The sequence below is a fragment of the Lysinibacillus sp. FSL M8-0134 genome, assembly GCF_038069745.1.
GTDB lineage: Bacteria > Bacillota > Bacilli > Bacillales_A > Planococcaceae > Lysinibacillus > Lysinibacillus irui.
Genome location: NZ_JBBPAJ010000002.1, coordinates 221,529 through 241,302, shown reverse-complemented (window position 1 = coordinate 241,302; position 19,774 = coordinate 221,529). Strand labels below are relative to the sequence as shown.

Sequence of the window (19,774 nt, the reverse complement as noted above, 5' to 3'; positions counted from 1 at the left end):
TCCGTAAATGATAATGAATATCAATTGTGTATTGACTTGTTTGTGAAAACGATTATCATTATCAATAAAAGATTGTTAGGAGAGAATTTTTATGAATAAATATTTTAAAATGTGTGCTCCGGCACTTTTAGCACTGTCACTTGCCGCATGTGGGACAGATAAGGCGGAGGAGTCTACGTCAACAACTAATACAAGCGCAACAGAATCGCAGACAGAACAAGCACAAACACAAACAATTACATACTTAGGTGAAAAATATGAGCTTCCAGCACAAGTTAACAATATTGTTGCTGCAAGTCTAGAATCAATGGAAGACGCTGCTATGCTCGGCATTAAGCCAGTAGGTGTACTAGAAGTTGGTGGTAAAGTTCCTGCTTATCTAGCAGCGGATTTTGAAGGTACTACACTTGTAGGAAATAAAATGGAGCCAAATGCGGAAGCCATTCTTAATCTAAATCCTGATGTCATCGTTGGCACTTCGAAATTCCCTGAGGAAACGGCTGAAAAGCTGAACAAAATTCAAACAATGATTCCGTACTCACATATTTCAACAAACTGGAAGGAAAATTTAACATTACTTGCACAATTAGCTGGTAAAGAAGAGGATGCTAAAAAAATCATCTCTGACTATGAAGCTAAAGTTGCTGATGCACAAGTGAAATCAAAGGAACAATTAGCAGATAAGCAAGTATTAATAATCCGTGTTCGTGGTGGTGTAATGTACATTTATCCAGCAGGTGTTTATTTAAATCCAGTCCTCTATGAAGATTTAGGAGCACCCGTCCCAGAAGTGGTCACTACAGCTAAGGCGCAAGCTGAACTATCACTTGAAACATTAGCTCAAGTAAATCCAGATGCGATTTTCTTACAATTCGAGGATTCAGAGAATAAGGATACGCCAAAAGCTTTAGAGGACCTACAAAAGAATCCGATTTTCATGAGCTTGAAGGCAGCGCAAAATAATCAGGTTTTCGTTAATGCAATTGAGCCATTAGCACAAGGTGGTACGGCTTGGTCTAAGGTAAAATTCTTAGATGCTGCAGCTGAAAAATTACTTAAATAGTATAGCAGGCTGGTAGTAGATTTGGTGATGTCACCGGGCTATTACCGGCCTTTTGTTCAGTAACAGTTTGGGTGTGAAAATGGTAAAGAAAAAGGTGTAAAAGTTGAAAAAAATAAACATAGTGTCATTTTCAATATTAGCGGTATTTCCTTTCCTTATTGCCCTTGTGGCACTTGTTTCTATTACGTATGGCACGAAGGATATTAGTGCAATGACAGTATGGCAGGCGATGGCAGCTTTTGATCCTTCGAATGTTGATCATCAAATTATACGGACAGGACGTATTCCCCGAGTAGCCGCAGTATTGTTAGTAGGAGCTTTTTTGGCAGTAGCCGGAGCAGTTATGCAGGGGATTACACGAAATTATTTAGCTTCACCGTCATTAATGGGCGTTAACGACGGCTCCGCTTTTGTCATAACATTAGCTATCGTCTTTTTCCCCGGACTTCCAAACTATCAAATGATTTTATTATCTATGCTTGGTTCAGCATTGGGAGCCGGCATTGTCTTTGGTTTTGGTTCATTAATTCGCAATGGCCTATCACCAGTAAGGTTAGCGATTATTGGTACGGTCATTGGTACGTTTTTAAGCAGTATTGCTACTGCCATTGCGATGTATTTCCAAGTCTCGCAAACAGTCAGTGCTTGGTATAACACAAAAGTACATATGGTGGACATGGATATGCTTATTCTTTCTATTCCGTTTGGTTTAACAGGATTAGTCCTGGCTTTATTATCTGCGAAAGCCATTACTATTACGTCATTAGGTGAAGATATAGCTATGGGACTTGGGCAGAAAACAAAAGCAGTGCGAATTATTAGTATGCTAGCAGTAGTATGCCTGACTGGAACAGCGGTGGCTCTTGTTGGAAAAATCGCCTTTGTAGGGCTAGTTATCCCACATATTACACGTTTCTTAGTTGGAGTAGATTATCGCTATATCATTCCTTGTGCCGCTGTTATTGGTGCCTTCTTTTTAGCGCTTTGTGATGTCCTTAGTCGCTATGTTAACTATCCATTTGAAACGCCAATTGGAGTCTTAACAGCATTAGTTGGCGTACCCTTCTTCTTATATTTAGTTCGCAAGCACGGAGGTGAAAAACGTGCGTAAAAAAACCTCCAATATTTTTGTTCTAACTATATCAATGCTTATTTTATTAATTTTGCTTGCGAGCTATCTACATATAACAAATGGTGTTTTTGATATGTCTGTCATGGATGTCATTAAAACATTGTTGCGGATTGAGGCAAATCCTAAATTTGATCTAGTCATTTTTGAATTTCGCTTGCCTCGAATTGTTATTGCCGGACTAGTCGGCATTGGCTTAGGTTTGGCAGGGGTTGTCTTACAGGGGATTACACGCAATGGACTAGCGGACCCTGGGATTTTAGGAATTAATGCTGGCGCTGGTGCAGCGGTCGTAATTTTTATGTTCTTCTTTCAATTAAAACTAGTGAGTGCAGATATGAGTAGCTGGTTGTCTATTTTAATGATGCCATTGTTCGGTTTTATCGGTGGTGCGATTGCTGCTATATTGATTTTCTCATTTGCTTTAAAAAATGGTCATCTAGATATGCAGCGTTTAATTTTAACAGGGATAGCGATTAATAGTGGGTTTGGTGCTTTGTCATTATTCTTTTCTTTAAAAATGAGTGCTCAAGATTTTGAATCTGCAGCTATATGGATGGCAGGGTCTATCTATAATGCGAATTGGATTTTTGCCCTAACGATGTTACCTTGGCTCTTAGTTTTAGGAATGTATGTGTATAGAAAATCGCATTTACTTGATTATTTTCAGCTTGAAGAGGATAGCATCACAAGTTTAGGAATCGCTGTTGAAAAAGAGAAAATGAAGCTGTTATTAGCTAGTGTTGGGCTTGTTAGTGCCTGTGTATCCGTATCAGGAAGTATTGGCTTCATAGGTTTAATGGCTCCTCATATTGCGAAGCAGCTGGTCGGTATTCAACACCGTTTTGTCATGCCGGTAAGTGCATTGATTGGTGCAGCCTTGTTAATTTTAGCTGATTTTATTGGCAAAACCGTATTTGCACCATCGGAACTGGCTGTTGGAATTGTTGTTTCCATTATTGGGATTCCCTACTTTTTGTATTTACTTGTGAAATCTAAGGCATAGGAGGAAATGATGTGCAAACTGCATTTAGAATGGAAAATTTAGCTTCCGGTTATGAGCAGGTTCGTGTATTTGAAGGCTTAAATTTAACGATAGAAGAGGGCAAGGTGACAACGATTATTGGTCCAAATGGGTGTGGTAAATCAACACTTCTTAAAACAATTGGACGTATATTAAAAAAGCAGCAAGGCACGGTATACTTGCAAGAGCAAAATATGCAAAATTTATCGACCAAGGATATTGCAAAGAAACTAGCTATTCTATCTCAAACACCTGTTGCACCTGGTCAATTAAAGGTGCAGGAGTTAATTGCCTATGGTCGTTATCCACATCGAAACAATGTCAATCGGTTAACAAATAAAGATGAGGAAATGATTGAGTGGGCGTTAACTGTCACAAATACGATGGAATATCGTAATCGAGAGCTTGCACAGCTGTCTGGAGGTCAGCGTCAGCGCGTTTGGTTAGCGATGGCTTTAGCACAAGAAACAAATATTTTACTGTTGGACGAGCCTACTACCTATTTAGATATGGCACATCAGCTAGAAGTGCTGGATATAGTCAAAAGCTTAAATGAGCAGCACGACTGTACAATTGTCATGGTTCTACATGATATTAACCACGCTGCCAGATATTCAGATCATCTTATTGCGATGCAGAAAGGTGTTATTATACAAACCGGAACGCCGCAGGAAATAGTAAGTGCAGAAGTGATGCGTAAAGTATTTCATATTGATGCACGCATTATGGAAGATCCAGTAACGAATACACCTGTATGCTATGGCTATGACATTTTAAAGGAGGGTGACAAATGAAGAGAACTAAAATAGAGCATGCCACACAACAAATAACATCGAAATTAACGGATTATACGTACACGATTAATATCTATGTGCCAAGTGAGGAAGCACCAGAAGTAGGCTTTCCGGTGTTGTATGTACTAGATGGCTCATCTTATTTTAATCTTGTAAAGGAAGCGATACGTTTACAAAGTCGTAATGCACCAAAGACGGGGGTCCTACCAGCTGTTGTTGTAGGCATCGGACATGGCGATGATATGCGTGAAAGAAGATTTTATGATTTTACGGCGCCAGCAGAGACATATATTTATCCTGCACGATTTAAAGGGAAGGGTCATGAAAAGTTAGGAGGAGCAGTGTATTTTAGCCGCTTTATAGAGGAAGAGCTGAAGCCGACAATTGAGGCCCAATATCCTGTGAATAAAGCACAGGAAGCTTTATTTGGTCATTCCTTAGGAGGTTATTTTACGCTTTGGCAACTGTTTCACCATCAATCTAGCTTCCAACGCTATCTAGCTATTAGCCCTTCAATTTGGTGGAATGAGCATGAATTAGTACAATGTGCGTCAGTATTTTTGAATGAGCATCAAGAAATGAACGAAACATTGTTTATTAGTGCAGGTGAACTTGAAACCTTTATGGTGGATGATGCGCGCCAAATGGCAACGTTACTAGAAAAAATAATGAATGTTGAGTTTTACGAGGCTTTAGACGAAAATCATGCTTCAATTGTACCAACTGTTATGAGTAGAGCCATACGCTTTATGCATAAATAAACAAATTGGTAGACCGCATTGTCTTTTGATAATGCGGTTATTTTTATGAATATGTATGCTTAATAGGTCATCTTTCTATGATGAATTGAGGTGGAGTAATTTACTCCAGTGCATTAGATCAATTATTAAGATATGCTGTAAGAAAAGAAGAAATGGGAGGGAATCTGGTAAGGTAACAATGGAAAAGAGGCTTTCCAATGAGGAGGAAGGTATTTGAAGAAACGAATTGGCTGTTTGCATGCCCATTATTCCAATATAGAGTACATAGAGCGTACTTTCCAAAATGATGAGGATATGGAATTGCTTCATTTTGTAGATCCTGGAGTCATGCAGCGAGTATCAAAAGGAATGGGTGATGTAGCTCGTAAAGTTAAGGAACAAATCGAATGGATAGCTAGCTGTGATGTGGATGCTATTTTAATAACATGTACTAATTATATTGCCTTGTTACAGGATGATGCTACTGTCGATTCATCAATTCCCATAATAAAGATTGATGAGCTATATTTTGAAAGCATATGTAACGTACAACAACCTATAACCATTCTTTTTACAAATCCTATGACCGTTGAAGGAACAATGGCTAGACTTCACCAATATGCTAAGCATCATGAAAAATCAGTAACTGTCGTGGCAAAAGTCATTGAGAATACATTTGACCTCATTATGCAGGGAAAAAAGGAAGCCTACAGTGATGCCATTTTACAGACTCTGCTTTCATTAACTGATGAACAAAGGTTGATCTCTGTAGCGCAGCTTTCAATGGTAGATGCCGCACAACAATTTGAAGAGCAAACAGCTATATCAGTTATCCATCCATTAAAGCCATTAGTAGCTGTTGTAAAAAAATCTCTATGCATTTAGCATTTTAATTTACTGAATTATCTGTAATAATTTAATAAAGAAAACGGTTTATAAGAAATGGGGGATGTTGTGAAAAGGTTTGTACTGTTAGGTGTTCTATTGTTACTCGTAGTAGGCTGTGCAGATAAAGAGAACATAACAATGCCAGAGGGTATACCTGATTTTGTACAGGAAAGTGATTTTTCCTCGATTGATTGGAGTCGTAAAGCAGTTGAGTTCGGCGATAGGGGCATCATTGGTAATGCTAATAAATCGGGAGTCATTGGTGCTGATATGCCAAGCTTAAGTACACAAAAGTGGATGTGGCATCTATGGGGAATGGATGACAGTGGTAGTACAGAGTTAACGGTTGTAGGTTATCATAAAGAATCAAAGGCCATCCAGCCAATTTTAGTAGATGGATGGAGCATTGTGCTTGGTGGGCCAGTAAATGGAGCAGATGCTCATGCACCCTCTAGTGTAAAAATCCCTAAGCCTGGTGAATGGGCTCTCTTGCTGTATACGAATGGGAAATACTTTGATACGTTGATATATGATATTCGTCAATAATTGGCAAGTACCCTTTCTTGTAAGTTATAATACTACCATTTGAATAGCACAGAAAACACAATTGATACGGAGGAGAACAATATGACAGATCTACAATATCCTATTGGACAGTTTCAATTACCAAAAGAGGTTACTTCACAGCAGGTAAAAGAATGGATTGACGACATTCGTTTATTACCGATGCAGCTTGCAGAGGCCTTGAGTGGAGCAAGTGAGCAAGCATTGGCAAAAACCTACCGAGAAAATGGTTGGACAGTTAAACAGCTAGTCCATCATATTGCCGACAGCCACATGAATAGCTATATCCGTTTTAAGCTAGCCCTAACAGAGGACGTCCCAACCATTAAACCATACAATGAAGCGGAATGGGCACAGCTACCAGATTCTGCAATGCCAGTAGCAACTTCTTATAATTTAATAGAAAATTTACATGAACGTTGGGTTTACTTGCTAAGTAACTTAAAAGATGAGCAATTACAACGAGCATTCAATCATCCTGATTCAGGACTGACAACACTGGAGCAAGCAATCGGTTTATATGCTTGGCATGGTAAGCATCATTTGGCACATATTCAGTTTGCTTTGGGGGCATAAAAAATAGGCGATTTTTTTGCAAATCGCCTATTATACAATATTTCACGATTTTTCACTTTTTAAGGATGCTGATTATAATAATAATTATTTACATTCACTTATACAATATTGATTCCTGCACTTGCGTTACCAGTAACAGTAGCTACAACCCCTGATGTAGTAACGGAGAACACCATTAGTAAACGATCACCAGTACTTACTGGCACGGATACGTTTGCATTACCGCTTACAATTGTACCTGGTGCTATTGCTAAAGCTGGTAAAGTTGGTAGCAAATCAACAAACGCTGCAGTTGGACTGAAAACATTACTTCCTTGAACTGCACGGTAAATTTGTGCTCTGACTGTTGCTGTTCCAGTTAAAGTTAAAGCACCAACTGTCGCGAGTGTAGCAGAAATAGATGTAATAGTACCTGGGCGTGGAACTGTAAACGCTTCTGTAGTACCAGCAGCTGTTAAATCAATATTAACACCAGCAAGAGAGACACCAGGAACAGATGTACCGAATCCTACAAGACTTACAGTATCTACCAAACCAGTAGCGAGCGATACTAAAACAACAGGAACTATCCCTGAAGAAAATGGGATAATCGCACCTGTAGCTACTGGTGGAGTAATACATGCCGCATCAATACCGATAAATGGCCCAAGCGCAGTACAGTCACCATTACCATGACAATTACCAGAGCAACCACACATTGAATTATTTAAACACATTGTTACACCCCCTTTCTTCATTATTCTATTCATATGGGAAAGGAGGGTAAGGGCAAATATCTACTTCACCTATAAATTCAATGATTTCTGAAAGTCAGCTTTTATTTGAAACATAAAGACATCCACCATGTATTTTCATACGTAGTGGATGTTTTATAGAACGATAAATTTAACTCCATCTTTTAAAGAAATTGAAAAATGAGTTCTTTCCCTTCTTATTTTCTTCTTCGATCGGCTTATTTACAAGGTCAGACTGCTTACTTTCTTCCTCGATCAGTTCATTTACAGGTTCGGGTTGCTTATTTTCTTCCTCAATCGGCCTAATTACAGGTTCGGGTTGCTTATTTTCTTCCTCAATCGGCTTAATTACAGGTTCAGGTTGCCTATTCGCTTCTTCGAGGGATGGATGAATCTCAAACGTTGTTCCAGCTTGATATACTTCAACATATTCTTCTGTTTCCAATGAAGGGGAGTGATGTGTGTTTACAGGCATTTCTACATTTTTTGAAATGACTTGGTTGATATCCTCGCTAGGTAGCTCCAATATAGCTTGTTCTAACGACTCATTAGATACTTCTGGCATCTCAAGACGGTTATGTTCACTTTCTGTTTTCACAACCTCGATAGGAGCATCTAACGTTTCCGTTTTAGTGCTTTCCGCTTCAAGAACAATAGAAGATTCTAAATGTTCATTCTCGATATTTTCTTCACTAGAAGTTTGCTGCAATGGATCATAAACACTTACTGGAACTTCCTTTGCATCCGTGGCATTTTTAAAATGGAAGGTGGATTCAACTGTCGTGTTTCTGTATAAACCATTATATATTTGGCTCGGGTGCGTATTGATTGATTGAAAATATTGCTGATTAAAATGCCGCTCTTCAGGTTTAGTTGCCTGTATATCATGGTGAGGAGAGGGACCGCCATTATTTACATTTAGTTGGTGCTTTTTAGCTTTACCAGCAAAATTCTGTAGTAGTCTATAAGATGGTTGTGCTGTTGTAATCGTAGTTTGATCTGCTGTCTGTGTCATTCTAGGTTGTCTTGGTAATAGAGCAGCCGAAGTGTGAGAAGGCATTTCAATGGAGGGAGGAATAGTTGTTGTATCAGCAGTTACTAATTTGTTTAAAACCGCTAAAATCTCTTGATTCATTCCTTCAATCGTATGATTCAGAGACTCAAGCTGTAGTGATAGAAGCTTTATTTGTTCATCATAGCCTTTTATATACGAATTTTGTTTAGTATCTAATGTTTCTGTAATCCCTTCTAAATGAGCCATCTGCATTTTTAGCCCATCAAACTCTTGCTTCATATAAAGAAAATCTTCAATTGACGTCCCCTTTTTTAATGTAGTTAACGATTCTCTATAGGCATCGATTTTTTGCTTTAAATTTTCAATTTCTTGAGTGGTATACAATTTTGACTCTTCCATTGTAGTTCACCCCTTTCAATCCATTATTAGTTTATTAAAAATACTGACTTTCTGTTACAAATATACCGGTCCTTCCAACATTTTTGTTCGTACCATTAAAGAGAAAACTGTATGTAAAAATGATCTTAGTCGATTTTGATAAATATCCAATGTAACTATTTGTTAGCCCATACACTTATAGCTGAAAAACATATGCTACAAACGAAAGATAAAAATTTTATGGAGGTGTCAAAAGGATGCAAGAGCATATGCCATCCCAGGCGCAAGAACTAATTTGTATAAATGTTGACAAGGTATATGACTGGATTGTAAAAGAAATGTCATTCGATATTTCACCTACAGGGCCAATTACATTCCCAGGCGTAACTGCAGCGACTGATCTAACTGGTGCTATTGTTACTTGTAGAGTAATTCCAGCAGCTACTAATCCAATTGTGATCCTGAACCGTGAGAATCGTCAATTCTCCATTGATGGATCAACTGTTTGTTTGCAACATTTAAATATTCAAAAGAACTTTGTTCTAACGATTGTCGTTACTTTACCAACAGGCGCTGTTTTCACAAGCGCTGATATTCCGGTTTCTCGCTGTGAACAAGTGACATTATGTGCACCAAAAGGGACAGACGTAGAAATCTTATACACAGATTTAGATTGCTTCGTATGTACAACTGGAACACTTACAGCTGCTGCAGGTGCAATTACGTTCTCTGCGTTGACAATTACTGTTGCTGTTTGTCAAAGTATTCAATCTACATTCCCAGTTACTGTGGAATTCTTAGCAACTTTCTGCGAACCAAGAGCAGACTTACCATTCTCATGTCCAACTGCGGTTCGTCCACAACAATGCCCTGTTATTTTCCCACCTATGGGTTAATGGTGCTAACAAATAGAAGAAAGTCATATCATGAAGAGAGGGTTATCCTCTCTTTTTTTTATTTTGTCGTGTTAGCGAGTCATATGGTTCTCTAAGAGTTGAAGAGATGCTTTGTAAGTAAATAACAACAAGGAGGTACGAAGTGACAAAACGTATAGAAGACAAGATACTGGCACTAAAAGAACAAACAAACGCCTATGTTCATGAAATTAAGCAGTTGGTTGGGGAGTTGACAATTCCAAACAGGTTTAGCCTCATTAGTTATTTTACAACCTCATTCAATATTTCCTATAATCCTGAGCAAGAGAGTTTATGTTTAGGCTCCTATCATATTCGCAACATCGGTAGTACAGCCATTACAAACCCCTATTTGTGCATAACAGTACCTAAGGATTCTCCATTTTATTTTTCTGGGAGATATGTTCATGAAAATTTCACACCAAATTTGAAGACACAAGGGCAAATTAATTGGGAACGATTTAATGATAAGTTAAGCAAAGAAGAGTATTGGCTGAGACCAGTAGGGAAGACAACAATTGAGCCCAATGAAACCATTTCATTTACTAATTTTCAAATAAAATGGTCCCATAATTTATCGTATTCTGGCACTATTATGGGCTTTACATATTGCGATCAGCTAACAGATGGTGTTGTTGTTTTAAATCCTATTAACCTTAATGGTATCGGTCAAGCACAGGAGGATGACAATGAAGGATGATCAAAAGCAAGAGTACAGTAGTGTAACTCAACAACTTTTAAAGGAGCAACTCAATCGGCGTAATGAACAAGATAATAGCTTTGCGTTTCTTGAAAAAAGTACATTACATCAATTAATGGCCTATTTGGTCTCAGGTGAAAAGAAAAATACTGGACAAAATGATATCCCAGAACTAGAAGCAAAGTTGATGAAGCAATTAGATGAAATACTAGAGGATAGTAAAGCACAGTTTGAAGAGGTGGTTGATTTGTTAAAAAGTTATTCGGGATAGGGGGTGTGACGATGGAAAATGATATTGTGAAAAACAATGATCCAATACAGCTCCAACAAATGATTATTTTTTTAAGGGCAGAGTTAGCTAAGTATAAAAATGAAGTAAAAAGACTAAGGGACAGTGATTATTACGCATTGGTACTACGACTTGAACGAGAGAATGTACAATTAACAAGGCTTAGAAAAGAACTTTCGATGGAGCTTTTAAAGTTGAAGAGAGACTTTGATAAGGAGCTGCAGGCATATGATGAAGAGATTCAAAAGCGAGAAGTCCAAAGAAAAAAACAAATTGCATCAATAGAGTCTTTATTAAAGGAAATCGCTGAATTGCGGGCTGAAAATAAATTATTAAAGGAAAGCCAAAAAGTTTCGAATGAAGCTACAATTGATATTGACTATAAAGCGATTGTCGGAGGGCTTGAAAAAAAATTAAGCGACTTTACATCAGCAGCAGGTAGTCATATGGAAAAAATGATAGAGGTCTTGGAAAAATCATATAGAGACAAAATAGAAACAGATAGCCTTCATCAACACTTGATAAAAGAGTTGGAGAGGAAAAATTCAGAGATTGAAAGATTATCAAATGAAATGGAAAAACAAACTAATGATATGAATAAGGAAATGAAAAAGTCCATTCATATGGAGGAGCAAATAGATTACAGATTACGTATACTCGATGAATTAGATCAAAAATTAAATGAGCTGGCATTAGAAATCAATAGAGAGCGGGTATAGCTATGAATTTATACAGACTGTTTCAAAATGTTTACTTTTGAAACAGTCATTTTTATTCTGGAATGGAATCCTCTCAATGCGGTTCTCGAACCGCTCAGAAGGTAGGTGAACCCGCTCAAAGGTAGGGCATAACCACTCGAAAGTATGGAGAATCCGCTCAAAGGTAGGGAATAACCGCTCGAAAGGATGGTGAACCCGCTCAAAGGTAGGACATAACCGCTCGAAAGGATGGTGAACCCGCTCAAAGGTAGGGCATAACCGCTCGAAAGGATGGTGAACCCGCTCAAAGGTAGGGCATAACCGCTCAAAAGGATGGTGAACCCGCTCAAAGAAAGGTCATAACCCCTCAAAAAGAAGATGAACCCGCTCAAAGAAGGCATCAACCATCTAAAGGAATCCGCTCAAAAGAAGGATAACCTTAATCCCTAACGGTTACTTTCTTCAAATTACTTCGTTTCTCTGTGTAGTGTCTTGCGTTTTAAGCGAGGAGAGTACTTTTTTAGCTCCAACCTTTCAGGGTTATTACGTTTGTTTTTAGTTGTTATATAGTTTTTATCACCTGTTTCGGTGCAGGCTAATGTTACTTGTACACGCATAAATAGGCCTCCTTTTAAATAGTAATGATTACGATTTAATTATTGTATTTAAGATTAAATATTGTCAAGTTTATTTTTGAAGGTAATAAAAAGCTTTGCATTTTTCAATATTGTATGTTTAAATTACAAATTGTAAATAGTAATAATTACGATTTAGGGAGTTGTAAACATGACAAAGAGAATTCCTGTTACTGTATTAAGTGGGTATTTAGGATCCGGTAAAACGACGATGATGAACCATGTATTGCAGAATAAGAAAGATTTACGTGTTGCTGTTATCGTCAATGATATGAGTGAAATTAATATTGATGCTGGGCTTATTGCGAATGGTAGCGGTATTTCACGAACGGAAGAAAAATTTGTGGAGCTATCCAATGGCTGTATTTGTTGTACATTACGAGAGGATTTATTGCAGGAGGTGGAACGTCTCGCTAAACTTGGTAATATTGATTATATATTGATCGAATCAACAGGGATTAGTGAGCCAATACCCGTGGCACAAACATTTAGTTACTTAGACGAGGAGCTAGGAATTGATTTAACGAAATTTTGTCAATTGGATACGATGGTTACGGTTGTAGATGCACATCGCTTTTGGCATGATTTTCAGTCAGGGGAAAGCTTGTTGGAGCGGAAGGAAGCAGTTGGCGAATTAGATGAGCGTGATGTTGCAGACCTGCTTATTGATCAAATTGAATTTTGTGATGTCCTTGTGGTAAACAAGTGTGATTTAGTATCTGTGGAAGAGCTTGAACGATTAGAACGTATTTTGCGTGCGCTGCAGCCCGAAGCAAAACTGATTCGTACAACAAACGGTGTTCTTGATCCAGTTGACATATTAAATACAGGTCGCTTTGACTTTGAGCGTGTATCAGAATCAGCTGGTTGGTTAAAGGAGTTAGAACTGGGCCATGAGAATCATACGCCAGAGACAGAGGAATATGGGATTTCTTCGTTTACTTATAAACGCAAAAGACCATTCCATCCTATGCGCTTTGTTGAGTGGTGTGATCAAATGCCAGACTCGATCGTACGAGCAAAGGGGATTATTTGGAGTGCAAGACACCAGGATGTTGCGTTATTACTATCACAAGCAGGATCATCTGCAAAAATTGAACCTGTTTCATATTGGGTAGCAGCTTTGTCTAGTACTCAGCAACAGGATGTATTCCAACAAAGTCCAGAAGTGTTGGAGGATTGGGATGAGGAGTTCGGAGATCGATTGACTCAGCTTGTTATGATTGGTATTGATCTAGATAAAGAGGAGATTATCAAACAGTTAGACAGCTGCTTATTAACAGATGAAGAATTTCGTAACCCATGGGAGCTTCTACAAGATCCGTTTAACTGGGAATGGCATTAATAAGAAAAGAAGATTTCGGTTAAGACTCCGAAATCTTCTTTTGGAATACGTTATTATAATTTGTTGCATCTCGCAATGCCTTTTCTTCTATAGGGATTCGTACAGAGAGCATTGTAATGTTTAGTAATGTAAAGCAAAACGCGGTAAAGTAAGCTTGAAACATAATCGGTAAAAGGAGAATTTCCAAACAAACGACAGCATAATTTGGGTGACGCATATATTCATATGGACCTTTACGAACAACTTGAGCATCAGGTAATATGAGGATTTTTGTATTCCAAAAAGTCCCTAAGGAGCGAATACACCAGATCCGTAATGCCTGAACAGCTATAAATAATATAAAAAATAATGGAAATAAGGGCGAGAGACCATTGTTATTTGTAACGACTTCCACAATTAAAAACAAGAAAAAACTAATATGCATAGTAACCATATACGGGTAGTGAGAAGCACCTTCTTCATAAGCTCCTTGTGAAAGCATCCACTTCTCATTGCGCTTGGCAATGACTACTTCTGTCAGTCTTTGTAGAATGACAAGAGTTAAAATTAGATAGAAGATCATGTTACTCCCTCCAGTTTAATAATACAGCTTCTGCACAAAAACCAGGGCCAAGAGCGACGAGTAAACCTGTATCCTCCACTTGTCCTTCATGTAGCATAAATTGCTCTAATACATATAACACTGTTGGTGATGACATGTTGCCATGGTGGCGTAATATTTCCCGAGAAATGTCGGTTTTTTGGGAAGAAAGATAAAGTGTGTCCTCATATGCTTGTAATACTTTTTTTCCTCCAGGATGAGCAATGAAATGAGTAAGTTGTTCGCTGTACATTCCTTGTTCCATTAAAAATTGTTCAATGAAAGGTCCTAGCCAATTGGTGATAATGGCAGGAATACTTTTTTGAAAGATGACATGGAGCCCATTATTTTTAACATCCCATCCCATGACACTTTCTGAATCTGGCATCCATTTAGAGCCTGTAGCTAGAATAGTAGGGGACGGAACTTTTGTGTCTATTGCTATTTCATCTCCGCAAATGAGAATACAAGCGGCACCATCTGCAAAAAGTGATGCACCGATTAAATTACTTTTAGAATAATCATTTGGCTGAAAAGTGAGGCTACATAACTCAACACAAACAACAAGCACCTTCGCATGGGGATGTGCTTTACAAAAATCATAAGCTCTACTAATTCCAGCTGCTCCACCTGCGCAGCCAAGCCCCCAAAGTGGAATACGTTTAAGTCGATCTGAAAAGGTAAGCTTGTTCATAACACGCGCATCAATGCTAGGTGTTGAAATGCCCGTACTACTAACAAAAATAATGGCATCAATTTCTTCGGGAGAAATTGGGGAAAATAAAAAGGCGTTATTTTCTAAACACGCTTGGATGACGTTCACGCTATATTGTGTAGCTAATTCAATATATAATTCGTTACGTTCCTCAAAAGAGTGATTCGTACGATGCCATTCTGGTGGTACACAAAAATGTCGTGTGTCGATACCACCATTTTCAAAAACCTTTAAATATCGCTCTAGTTTTGGGATTTTTGCATAGAAAAGCTCTTTCGTTAGTTCCTCTGCATTTGCTTGCTGTAATGTGTAGGGCGGTTGATGTGTGCTAATAGAAATGATTTTAGGCAATCCAACATCTCCTCGCAGTTAGTGGTCTTGTTCATTCTATGCGTTGAGGATTGGAATAAATGCTTATAAAATTGGAATTGACAATTTCTGAAAATTTAGCTATATTAATAACAACAAAATGGAAAGTAGGTGATGTGACATGATGAATAGATCTGTTTTTAGTGAACTGCAATTCGGTTTGTTCAATTTCACACGCCTAAACTATACAACATGACACCGTGCTATAGCTCGGAGTATTTGTGTACCTTTTAAACGTGCCTGTGAAACCTTGTAACTGCCGAATTGCAGATACAAGGTTTTTTTATCGTGGTCCCAAATTGCTGAACCGCGATATAGCCTATGGTGTAAGTGTCAATTGCAATTACGCTAAAAGGCATCATGATATGTACGTTTAGGAGGAAAATAAATTGAAATTAACAACATTAGGTTTTACAACTTATTTTGAAGAGCAAATGATAGAAATGAAAAAACAGCTAAAACTGAAAAACTGTGTGCCTGCAAGGGTTACCTTAGAACATAAACATTCTTATCGTGTGTTGGCCGAAGAGGGAGAATGGCTAGCGACAATTGCTGGTCATTATGCCTATACGTCTTTAGCTCGTGAGGACTATCCTGCGGTTGGTGATTGGGTACTAGTAGAGAAAATGCCAGGTGAGGAACGAGCGATCATTCATCAATTATTCCAGCGCAAGTCTGTCTTTTCACGTAAAGTGGCAGGTCAAGAAATTCAAGAGCAGATTGTCGCATCGAATGTCGATATTGTATTACTTGTTATGAGCTTGAATGCGGATTTTAATATTCGACGTATGGAACGCTATTTAGTGGCCGCATGGGATTCAGGTGCAAAGCCTGTTATTGTACTGACAAAAGCGGATTTATGTGAGGATGTTGCAAGCCTAGTTCAAGAAGTGGAGACCGTGGCATTTGGCGTAGATATTTTTGTAACGAGTGCTTTATCTGGTGAAGGATTAATGGAGATTCAGGCATTATTTCAAGAAGGAGTGACGGGGGCGTTACTGGGCTCTTCAGGGGCAGGTAAATCAACATTAACGAATGCATTATGTGGAGAAATGCTGATGAAGGTAGCGGGTATTCGTGAGGATGATGCTAAAGGACGTCATACAACGACACATCGAGAGTTAGTAATGTTACCTACTGGAGGCTGTTTGATTGATACGCCAGGAATGCGAGAACTTCAATTATGGGATCAAGGTGATAGCTTGGCGTCGAGCTTTCAAGATATTGAAGAACTAGCAACAGCTTGCCGCTATCGTGATTGCACCCATCAAACAGAGCCTTATTGTGCAGTACAGCAAGCTATTATAGATGGTGATTTGGACCAATATCGTCTGCAGAGCTACTTTAAGCTACAACGAGAATTGGCTTATATCGAACGTAAAACAAATGCCCAGGCAAAGCTTGAGGAACAGCGTAAGTGGAAGCAAATTACAAAGGGATTGAAAAAAAGAAATAAATAATCATTAGGAGCACTTCTATGACAGTTCAACATATCAATCATTTACTATTTTCGGTTTCTAATTTAGAGGAATCCATCGCTTTTTATGAAAATGTTTTCGATGCTAAGCTATTAGTAAAGGGGAAGACTACAGCCTATTTTGATGTAAATGGGCTGTGGCTTGCCCTTAATGTAGAAAAGGATATACCGCGCAATGATATCCAGCATTCCTACACACATATTGCCTTTACGATCTCTGAGGATGACTTTGATCAAATGTATGATAGATTAGTGCAATTAAAGGTTAATATTTTAGCAGGTAGAGAAAGAGACGAAAAGGATAAAAAATCGATTTACTTTACGGACCCTGATGGCCATAAATTTGAATTTCATACGGGAACTTTGCAAGACCGTTTGAGTTATTATAAGAAGGAAAAGCTGCATATGGAGTTTTTTGATCATTAATCAAGGAGTGATTCAATGAATAAAGCGTTTATTTTTGATATGGACGGTACATTATTTCAAACCAATCTCATTTTAGAGCCTGCACTTGATGCAACATTTGATGTACTACGTTCAAAGGGCTTATGGCAGGGAGAAACGCCGATAGAAAAGTACCGAGAAATTATGGGTGTACCATTACCTGTTGTCTGGGAAACATTATGTCCTATGCATTCGGTAGAAATACGTGAAGAGAGTAATGTCTTATTTCATGTAAAGTTGATTGAGCAAATACGTAATCGTAAAGGGGCATTGTATCCACATGCTGAACAAGCCCTTGCAGCATTGTCAGAGAATTATCCGTTATACATAGCGAGTAATGGGCAGGTTGACTATTTACAGGCAATTGTTGAAACATATCAATTAGGACGCTTTATAAAGGGAATATATAGCATTCAATCTATTGCAAGTGGTCATAAATCCGAATTGGTCAAAAAGGTAATAATTGAAAATGGAGTACAGGACGGAGCAGTAGTAGGAGATCGATCTTCTGATATTCAGGCTGCACATGACAATCAGCTACTGTCGATAGGCGTTCGTTTTGACTTTGCGCAAGATAACGAATTAGCGAAGGCCGATATTGTCATAGAGGATTTAACAGCATTATTAAACATAACGCTAGATTAATTACCTACAAACATTCCTCCCTCAACTTTTGGTGAAGGGCTGCTATAACGACAATCATTGCAATCTCGCACAAGAAAGAGTAAAATAGTGCCAATCCTATAAGAAAAGCATTGAAAAGGAAAAGTAAATTGGACTAGCATTTTGTAGAGAGCCTCTGTTGGTGGAAATGAGGTAAATGACCCCTTTTGAAAATGACCTTTGAGCTTCGTACCGAAAGCTTTTTAGCAAGTAGATTACGACGAGATGGGCACTCGTTACAACAGCGGCAGTATCTTTTATTTATTGAATGAGACGTACTGATAGAGGCAAATAGTGTGAGCTATTTGTAAATATAGGTGGTAACACGGGTATACTCGTCCTAATCAGATTTGATTAGGGCGATTTTTTTTACCATTTTTTATGTGAGGGGAGCAATTTAGAATGACAATTGTTATTGGAGGAGCTTGGCCGTATGCAAATGGCTCTTTGCATTTAGGTCATGTTGCCGCATTATTACCAGGTGATATTTTGGCTAGATATTACCGACAAAAAGGCGAGCAGGTGTTATATGTATCGGGCAGTGATTGTAATGGCACGCCTATTTCAATTCGTGCAGCACAAGAAAATACTACAACAGAGGCTATTGCCAATCATTATCATGATGAATTTACAAGATGTTTCAATGACTTAGGATTTACTTATGATTTATACACAAGAACGGACGCAGAGCATCATCATGAATCGGTTAAGGCTTTATTTTTACAGCTGCTTGCTAACAATTTCTTATACAAGAAAAAAATTGAACAGGCTTACTGTGAGACAGATAAGCAATTTTTACCGGATCGTTTTGTCGAAGGGATATGCCCGAATTGTGGTGCGAAGGCAAGAGGTGACCAGTGTGATAACTGCTCAGAAATTTTAGATCCGCTAGATTTAATTGATAAGCGCTGCAAAATTTGTGGGAATGAGCCAGTGATTAGAGAGACAGAACATTTTTATTTTACCTTTAGTCAATTTCAAGGAAGGCTCGAGTCTTATTTAGCGGAAGCAAAGGCAGAAAAGCGTTGGCGGGATAATGCTATAGGATTGACGGAGCGCTATTTGGCAGAGGGAGTCCCTGACCGAGCGGTAACAAGAGATTTACCAAATGGTATAGATGTTCCAGTGCCTGGCTTTGAGGGGAAAAAGATATATGTTTGGATTGAAGCAGTTGCAGGGTATTTAACAGCCAGTCTAGAATGGGCAAAAGAGCATCAAATAGCAATAGAAGACTTATGGAATGAAGAAACCATTTCGTATTATGTCCATGGTAAAGATAATATTCCTTTCCATACGGTTATTTGGCCTGCAATTTTAATGGGAATCGGAGCTAAGGCTTTACCAACACATATCGTATCGAATGAATATTTAACATTAGAAAAACGCAAATTATCTACTAGTCAAAATTGGGCTGTGTGGGTACCTTATATTCTAAGTCGCTATGATGCAGATTCTATTCGTTACTTTTTAACAATAAATGCGCCAGAAAACCGTGATACTGATTTTTCATGGCGCGAATTTATTTATAGCCATAACGGTGAACTACTAGGAGCCTATGGTAATTTTGTGAACCGTACATTGAAGTTTATTGAGAAATCATTCTCTTGTCAGGTGCCACAAGCGGAAGTGGATAGCGACATTCGTAAACAAACGATTCAGCTATTTAATGAAGCTGGTACTCTTATAGAGGCTGGTCATTTCAAACAGGCGTTAGAGACTATTTTTGAGTATATTCGAGGGGCTAATCGCTATTTTGACGAACAACAGCCATGGCTACAGGTAAAAGAAAATGTGAAGGCTGGCAATCATACATTAGCAACCTGCGTCTATATTATTGCTAATCTAGGCCAGCTACTACATCCGTTTCTACCGTTTTCAGCTGAGAAAATAAGAAACATGTTAGGCATCAATGATATGATGTGGCATGAACAAGTGGAACTGCCTGCAATCATTCAAGATGTGACGCCATTGTTTGAACGTCTAGATGTAGAGCGAATTGATGAGGAGTATCAAAAATTAGTGAGGGACAGTCTCTAGCAT

At 38.4% G+C, this 19,774-nt stretch carries 22 protein-coding genes and 1 other annotated feature; of the genes, 17 read left to right on the top strand and 5 right to left on the bottom strand.

The features are described from left to right. Positions 1-91 precede the first annotated feature (91 nt). The 8 genes from MKY49_RS21015 (at position 92) to MKY49_RS20980 (ending at position 6,778) form a co-directional block, all read left to right on the top strand. Complete coding sequence (locus MKY49_RS21015; protein WP_274794812.1) at positions 92-1,063, top strand: ABC transporter substrate-binding protein; 972 nt, start codon at positions 92-94, stop codon at positions 1,061-1,063. A gap of 103 nt (positions 1,064-1,166) precedes the next feature. Then, a complete protein-coding gene (locus MKY49_RS21010; protein ID WP_274794811.1) occupies positions 1,167-2,174 on the top strand; it encodes a FecCD family ABC transporter permease in 1,008 nt (335 codons plus the stop codon). 34 nt (positions 2,175-2,208) lie between these two features. Continuing rightward, positions 2,209-3,198: a FecCD family ABC transporter permease gene (locus MKY49_RS21005; protein ID WP_341387131.1), complete on the top strand. Its 990-nt coding sequence runs from the start codon at positions 2,209-2,211 to the stop codon at positions 3,196-3,198. Positions 3,199-3,227: 29 nt separating this feature from the next. Beyond that, positions 3,228-4,010, top strand: coding sequence for an ABC transporter ATP-binding protein (locus MKY49_RS21000; protein ID WP_274797390.1), 783 nt, complete (start codon positions 3,228-3,230; stop codon positions 4,008-4,010). Next, a complete protein-coding gene (locus MKY49_RS20995) occupies positions 4,007-4,771 on the top strand; it encodes an alpha/beta hydrolase (RefSeq protein WP_274794810.1) in 765 nt (254 codons plus the stop codon). The genes MKY49_RS21000 and MKY49_RS20995 overlap by 4 nt, the downstream gene beginning before the upstream one ends. A gap of 213 nt (positions 4,772-4,984) precedes the next feature. Further along, positions 4,985-5,635, top strand: coding sequence for a hypothetical protein (locus tag MKY49_RS20990; protein WP_341387031.1), 651 nt, complete (start codon positions 4,985-4,987; stop codon positions 5,633-5,635). A gap of 69 nt (positions 5,636-5,704) precedes the next feature. Further along, complete coding sequence (locus MKY49_RS20985) at positions 5,705-6,184, top strand: hypothetical protein (RefSeq protein ID WP_341387030.1); 480 nt, start codon at positions 5,705-5,707, stop codon at positions 6,182-6,184. 81 nt (positions 6,185-6,265) lie between these two features. Next, positions 6,266-6,778 carry a YfiT family bacillithiol transferase gene (locus MKY49_RS20980; RefSeq protein WP_274794807.1) on the top strand — a complete coding sequence of 171 codons (513 nt, stop codon included), beginning with the start codon at positions 6,266-6,268 and terminating at the stop codon, positions 6,776-6,778. A 98-nt stretch (positions 6,779-6,876) separates the two neighbouring features. On the opposite strand, the gene MKY49_RS20975 is transcribed toward MKY49_RS20980, so the two are convergent. Then, entirely contained in the window at positions 6,877-7,494 is a 618-nt protein-coding gene (locus MKY49_RS20975) for an exosporium glycoprotein BclB-related protein (RefSeq protein WP_322610566.1), read from the bottom strand. A 169-nt stretch (positions 7,495-7,663) separates the two neighbouring features. Next, complete coding sequence (locus MKY49_RS20970) at positions 7,664-8,926, bottom strand: hypothetical protein (RefSeq protein ID WP_322610567.1); 1,263 nt, start codon at positions 8,924-8,926, stop codon at positions 7,664-7,666. Between the two features lie 236 nt (positions 8,927-9,162). Here MKY49_RS20970 and MKY49_RS20965 point away from each other — a divergent pair, with 236 nt between their 5' ends. The 4 genes from MKY49_RS20965 to MKY49_RS20950 all read left to right on the top strand — a co-directional run bounded on the left by MKY49_RS20965 (position 9,163) and on the right by MKY49_RS20950 (position 11,527). Next, entirely contained in the window at positions 9,163-9,801 is a 639-nt protein-coding gene (locus MKY49_RS20965; RefSeq protein ID WP_322610568.1) for a hypothetical protein, read from the top strand. A 142-nt stretch (positions 9,802-9,943) separates the two neighbouring features. Then, entirely contained in the window at positions 9,944-10,519 is a 576-nt protein-coding gene (locus MKY49_RS20960) for a hypothetical protein (protein WP_322610569.1), read from the top strand. After that, positions 10,509-10,790, top strand: a complete 282-nt coding sequence (locus MKY49_RS20955; RefSeq protein WP_322610570.1) for a hypothetical protein — start codon at positions 10,509-10,511, stop codon at positions 10,788-10,790. The genes MKY49_RS20960 and MKY49_RS20955 overlap by 11 nt, the downstream gene beginning before the upstream one ends. A gap of 11 nt (positions 10,791-10,801) precedes the next feature. Continuing rightward, a complete protein-coding gene (locus MKY49_RS20950) occupies positions 10,802-11,527 on the top strand; it encodes a hypothetical protein (protein ID WP_322610571.1) in 726 nt (241 codons plus the stop codon). Positions 11,528-11,973: 446 nt separating this feature from the next. On the opposite strand, the gene rpmG is transcribed toward MKY49_RS20950, so the two are convergent. Then, positions 11,974-12,123 (bottom strand): 50S ribosomal protein L33, encoded by a 150-nt coding sequence (gene rpmG / locus MKY49_RS20945; protein ID WP_274794800.1) that lies wholly within the window; start codon positions 12,121-12,123, stop codon positions 11,974-11,976. 169 nt (positions 12,124-12,292) lie between these two features. Here rpmG and MKY49_RS20940 point away from each other — a divergent pair, with 169 nt between their 5' ends. Then, on the top strand, positions 12,293-13,486 hold the full coding sequence (locus tag MKY49_RS20940; protein WP_322605285.1) for a GTP-binding protein: 1,194 nt from the start codon (positions 12,293-12,295) through the stop codon (positions 13,484-13,486). A gap of 19 nt (positions 13,487-13,505) precedes the next feature. Here the strand turns inward: MKY49_RS20940 and MKY49_RS20935 are convergent, their stop codons facing one another. Both MKY49_RS20935 and MKY49_RS20930 read right to left on the bottom strand, forming a co-directional pair. Further along, complete coding sequence (locus MKY49_RS20935) at positions 13,506-14,048, bottom strand: isoprenylcysteine carboxyl methyltransferase family protein (protein WP_274794798.1); 543 nt, start codon at positions 14,046-14,048, stop codon at positions 13,506-13,508. 1 nt (position 14,049) lies between these two features. Then, positions 14,050-15,132, bottom strand: coding sequence for a type III polyketide synthase (locus MKY49_RS20930; RefSeq protein WP_312507010.1), 1,083 nt, complete (start codon positions 15,130-15,132; stop codon positions 14,050-14,052). A 407-nt stretch (positions 15,133-15,539) separates the two neighbouring features. Here MKY49_RS20930 and rsgA point away from each other — a divergent pair, with 407 nt between their 5' ends. The 4 genes from rsgA to metG all read left to right on the top strand — a co-directional run bounded on the left by rsgA (position 15,540) and on the right by metG (position 19,771). Continuing rightward, positions 15,540-16,610: a ribosome small subunit-dependent GTPase A gene (gene rsgA / locus MKY49_RS20925; protein WP_341387029.1), complete on the top strand. Its 1,071-nt coding sequence runs from the start codon at positions 15,540-15,542 to the stop codon at positions 16,608-16,610. A gap of 17 nt (positions 16,611-16,627) precedes the next feature. Then, positions 16,628-17,053, top strand: a complete 426-nt coding sequence (gene fosM / locus MKY49_RS20920; RefSeq protein ID WP_312507008.1) for a FosM family fosfomycin resistance protein — start codon at positions 16,628-16,630, stop codon at positions 17,051-17,053. Positions 17,054-17,068: 15 nt separating this feature from the next. Then, on the top strand, positions 17,069-17,716 hold the full coding sequence (locus MKY49_RS20915; RefSeq protein ID WP_341387028.1) for an HAD hydrolase-like protein: 648 nt from the start codon (positions 17,069-17,071) through the stop codon (positions 17,714-17,716). A gap of 101 nt (positions 17,717-17,817) precedes the next feature. Next, positions 17,818-18,080 (top strand) — a binding site (T-box leader). 56 nt (positions 18,081-18,136) lie between these two features. Beyond that, positions 18,137-19,771, top strand: a complete 1,635-nt coding sequence (gene metG / locus MKY49_RS20910) for a methionine--tRNA ligase (protein ID WP_341387027.1) — start codon at positions 18,137-18,139, stop codon at positions 19,769-19,771. Positions 19,772-19,774 lie beyond the last annotated feature (3 nt).